Raw genomic sequence first — 3,693 nt, forward strand, 5'->3', positions numbered from 1 at the left:
GCCCGCACCGCAGCCGCCGCCCCAGGCCCCCGCCGCCAGCGCCGAGCCGCCGCCGCCGCCGTTGCCCGAGGGGATGGCGCGGCCGACCATGGTGGTCGACACCTCCGTCCGCGCCGGCCAGCGCGTCTGGGCCCAGAATGCGGATCTGATCGTCACGGGCACGGTGAATGCTGGCGCCGAGGTGATCGCCGATGGCAATCTGCACGTCTATGGTGCCTTGCGGGGGCGGGCTATTGCTGGGGGAGCGGACAACACCGATGCACGCGTCTTCGCGCTGAATTTCGACCCCGAGCTGGTATCCATCGCCGGCTATTACGCTGTGCGTGAGGGACTGACGGAAGCGCCGATCGGCAAGCCTGTTCAGGTCAGGCTGATCGGTGAGAGCATGCGTTTCGACAAGCTGGGCTGACTGGGCCGCGGCCCGGCGGAGAGGAGACTGACCCTATGGCGCAAGTGATCGTGGTGACATCCGGCAAGGGGGGCGTTGGCAAGACCACCACCTCGGCCGCCTTCGCCACCGGCCTCGCCCAGAGCGGCAAAAAAACTGTCGTGATCGACTTCGACGTCGGCCTGCGCAACCTGGACCTGATCATGGGTGTGGAGCGCCGCGTGGTGTTCGACATCGTGAACGTGATCAATGGCGAGGCGCGGCTGAACCAGGCGCTGATCCGTGACAAGCGCGTGGACACGCTGTCCATCCTTCCCGCCAGCCAGACGCGGGACAAGGACGCGCTGACCAAGGAAGGCGTGCAGACCGTCATCGACGAGCTGAGCAAGGATTTCGACTACATCCTGTGCGACAGCCCCGCCGGCATCGAGAAGGGTGCGCTGCTGGCGCTCTACTTCGCCGACCAGGCGGTGATCGTGACCAACCCTGAAGTCTCCTCGGTCCGCGACTCCGACCGCATCCTGGGCGTGCTGCAATCCAAGTCCAAGCGCGCCGAGGAAAAGCGGGACCCGGTGAAGGAGCACCTGCTCGTCACCCGCTATGATCCCGCCCGCGTCGAGAAGGGCGAGATGCTGAAGCTGGAAGACATCCGGGAGATCCTGGCTATTCCGCTGCTGGGCGTGGTTCCGGAAAGCGAGAGCGTGCTGAAGGCTTCCAACACCGGCAATCCCGTCATCCTGGATGAGAATTCCAACGCCGGCATGGCCTATTCCGACGCGGTGGCGCGCTTCCTGGGGCAGGACCGGCCGCACCGCTTCATCGACCCGGAGAAGAAGGGCTTCCTGTCCCGGCTCTTTGGTGGGAGGGCGGCATGATGAGCTGGCTCGACGTCTTCCGAGGCAATCGCAAACCGCCCCCGACGGCCGGTGCGGCAAAGGAGCGGTTGCAGATCGTCCTGGCGCATGAGCGCATCAGCCGCACGGGCGAGGATTTCCTGCCCAAGCTGCAGAAGGACCTGCTGGAAGTGATCGCCAAGTATGTGGCGATCGACGCCAAGGCGGTGAACGTCTCTCTGGACCGGGGTGGCGACATGTCCACTCTGGCTATAGAGGTGGAACTGCCCGGCCCCAAGCCGACCCCGCGTCAGGTCGCTTCCTGACAGCCGCCGCGGGCGACGGGTACAGGTTCAAGGTTGCTGCCCCGGCGGCCTCTGTGGCCGCCGGAGCACAGGGCTTTCCTGGCCCCTAACCGCCCCGCCGCACCAGATAGAGCGTGGCCGCCAGCATGATGCCGGTGCCCACCACCAGCGACCAGCCCGGTTGCTCCGAGAACATCAGCCAGCCAATCACCGCACTTGCCGGTATCTGCAGGTACTCGATCGGTGCCAGCAGTCCCACTTCCGCCCGCTTCGCGGCAGCGGAGGCGCAGAGGTCGCTCATCATTGCGAAGACCGTGCCCATCACCACCATGGTCACGGCGAAGAGGCTGGGCGTCTGCCAGCCCCAGAGTGTCACCGGCCCCCAGAAGAGCACGGAAGCAATGGCATACCACGCCATGACGCGCGGCGCCGGCTCCGTGCGGGCCAGGGCGCGGAACAGGATCAGCACCGTGCCGGCCCCCAGGCCGGCCGCCAGCGCGGCGGGCGTGCCCAGGGAGAACTCGCCTTCCGGCCGGGCGATCAGCAGCACGCCCAGAAAGCCGATCAGCGTGACCATGACGCGGGAGCGCCGCACCTTCTCGTGCAGCAGCAGCGCCGCCAGCGGCAGCACCCAAAGCGGGCGCGCGCTGATCAGCGCCACAGCATCGGCCAGCGGCAGCCAGGCGATGGCGAGCAGCTGCAGCAGGAAGGTGACGGTGCCCGCCGCGCAACGGCCCAGATGCAGCCAGGGCCGCCGCGTCGCCAGGGCCGACGGCCCGGCGCGCAGGAACCAGGGCATCAGGAAGCCCAGGGTCATCAGTCCGCGCGCGCAGGTTACCATCGAGACCGGCATGCCATCCTGGATGGCATGCCGGTAGCAGGTATTCACGCCCGCGCCGCATAGCGTGGCGATGGCCATGATTCCCATCCCGCGAAGCGAGGCGGCGGCCATGGGAGAGACGGCGGGGCGAGGCACGGCAGGTATCCAGGCTTAGCGGCGCGGGGCCAGTTCGGCTTCCAGCGCCTTGATCTTGGCGGTCAGGGATTCGCGCAGGCTGGCGGCGGCATGCGGCTTCAGGGCCGCCAGAGCCTCCTTCAGGTCGCGCAGCTGCTTTTTCTTCTCCTCGGTGGAGCGCTGGATGGGGCGATTGCCGGACATCTGGCCGTCGAAGGCGCGCATCGTCTGTGAAATCCTCAACTGTTCGCTCCCCAGCCACGCAGTCTCCCGGCCGCGCGGGCGCGGTGGGAACTGCCGGATCTGGGGAAAGGGCGACGGATGGCCATGCGCCGGCCAAAAGCCGGAACCAGCACGGCCCGGGTCCGCCATCGCCTGTTTTCAGGCAGATGGCAGCGGAAGTCGAGACCTTGCTTTAATATTCGAACTCGTAGGAGAGCCCCACGCGCTGCCCCGCCTCGCCGCCGGTGCTGCTTTCCAGCTTCAGCCGCGGCGTCAGCTCCACTTCCACGCCGACGCGCGGGCCGCCTTCCAGCCCCTGCTCGACGCCGACATAGACACCATTGCCGACATAGCCGCCAGCTTCCAGCGAGGAGGAGTTCACATCGCCCTCGCCGGTGTCGTTGGTATTGCCGATGCCGAGGCGGTCCAGGCCCAGCCGGTCGGCCAGGCGGCCGAAGAAGCCACCCCCGCCGCCACCCGGCAGCACGCCCGCCGTGCCGGCCACGCTGGCCGCCAACTGCGCCACCTCAAAGGGCGAGAGCTTATCCACCGAGCGGCCGAAGAGCAGGCGCGCCAGCACCTCGTCCTGCGGCAGTTCGGGGGAGGAGGTGAACTCGACCTTCGGCGCGCTGGGCTGACCGGTGATGGTGACGGTAATGGTCACACCCTGCGCCGTGGTGGTGGCGGCGAAGTCCAGCGAGGGCAGCAGCCCGGCGCCGTCGAAGACCAGGGCGCCACGGCTGAAGGTCAGCCGCCGGTCCAGGAGCTGGAAGGTGCCACGCCGCAGATTGAAGCTGCCATCCGGTGAGGGATTGGCCGCCGTGCCGCCGATGCGGATATCGCCGCCCATCTCGGCATCCAGTCCGCGCCCGCGCACCAGGATGGATTGCGGCGCCTCCACCCGCAGGTTCAGCGCGATGGGCGCGGCGGGGGTGGCTTCCAGGTCCGGCGCCGGGGGCGCCACGTTGCGGCGCGGGGCCGGGCGCGCGG

6 protein-coding genes are annotated in these 3,693 nt (G+C 68.4%); 3 read left to right on the forward strand and 3 right to left on the reverse strand.

The window, feature by feature from the left end:
- The 3 genes from minC to minE form a co-directional block, all read left to right on the forward strand.
- Positions 1–409, forward strand: a 409-nt coding sequence (gene minC, locus IBL25_RS24975; RefSeq protein ID WP_238940655.1) for a septum site-determining protein MinC, incomplete at its 5' end; no start/stop codon positions are given.
- A gap of 35 nt (positions 410–444) precedes the next feature.
- Positions 445–1,263 (forward strand): septum site-determining protein MinD, encoded by an 819-nt coding sequence (gene minD, locus IBL25_RS24980; RefSeq protein WP_187781162.1) that lies wholly within the window; start codon positions 445–447, stop codon positions 1,261–1,263.
- Positions 1,260–1,547, forward strand: a complete 288-nt coding sequence (minE, locus tag IBL25_RS24985) for a cell division topological specificity factor MinE (protein ID WP_321210504.1) — start codon at positions 1,260–1,262, stop codon at positions 1,545–1,547. Before minD ends, minE begins: the two co-directional genes overlap by 4 nt.
- Before the next feature lie 85 nt (positions 1,548–1,632).
- Here the strand turns inward: minE and IBL25_RS24990 are convergent, their stop codons facing one another.
- From IBL25_RS24990 to IBL25_RS25000, 3 genes are all read right to left on the reverse strand, one after another.
- On the reverse strand, positions 1,633–2,445 hold the full coding sequence (locus IBL25_RS24990; protein ID WP_238940656.1) for a DMT family transporter: 813 nt from the start codon (positions 2,443–2,445) through the stop codon (positions 1,633–1,635).
- Positions 2,446–2,517: 72 nt separating this feature from the next.
- The gene (locus tag IBL25_RS24995) at positions 2,518–2,706 is read right to left on the reverse strand and encodes a hypothetical protein (RefSeq protein ID WP_187781163.1); all 189 of its coding nucleotides are present in this window, start codon (positions 2,704–2,706) and stop codon (positions 2,518–2,520) included.
- Between the two features lie 190 nt (positions 2,707–2,896).
- Positions 2,897–3,693, reverse strand: a 797-nt coding sequence (locus tag IBL25_RS25000; RefSeq protein WP_187781164.1) for a translocation/assembly module TamB domain-containing protein, incomplete at its 5' end; no start/stop codon positions are given.

Origin of the sequence: Pseudoroseomonas ludipueritiae, assembly GCF_014490445.1 — a bacterium.
Taxonomy (GTDB): Bacteria; Pseudomonadota; Alphaproteobacteria; order Acetobacterales; family Acetobacteraceae; genus Pseudoroseomonas; species Pseudoroseomonas ludipueritiae.

Bases quoted from the DNA above. Each gene is read 5' to 3' on its own strand.
- IBL25_RS24995 (WP_187781163.1), bottom strand. From the start codon at position 2,706: ATGCGCGCCTTCGACGGCCAGATGTCCGGCAATCGCCCCATCCAGCGC.
- IBL25_RS24990 (WP_238940656.1), bottom strand. From the start codon at position 2,445: ATGGCCATCGCCACGCTATGCGGCGCGGGCGTGAATACCTGCTACCGG.
- minE (WP_321210504.1), top strand. From the start codon at position 1,260: ATGATGAGCTGGCTCGACGTCTTCCGAGGCAATCGCAAACCGCCCCCG.
- minD (WP_187781162.1), top strand. From the start codon at position 445: ATGGCGCAAGTGATCGTGGTGACATCCGGCAAGGGGGGCGTTGGCAAG.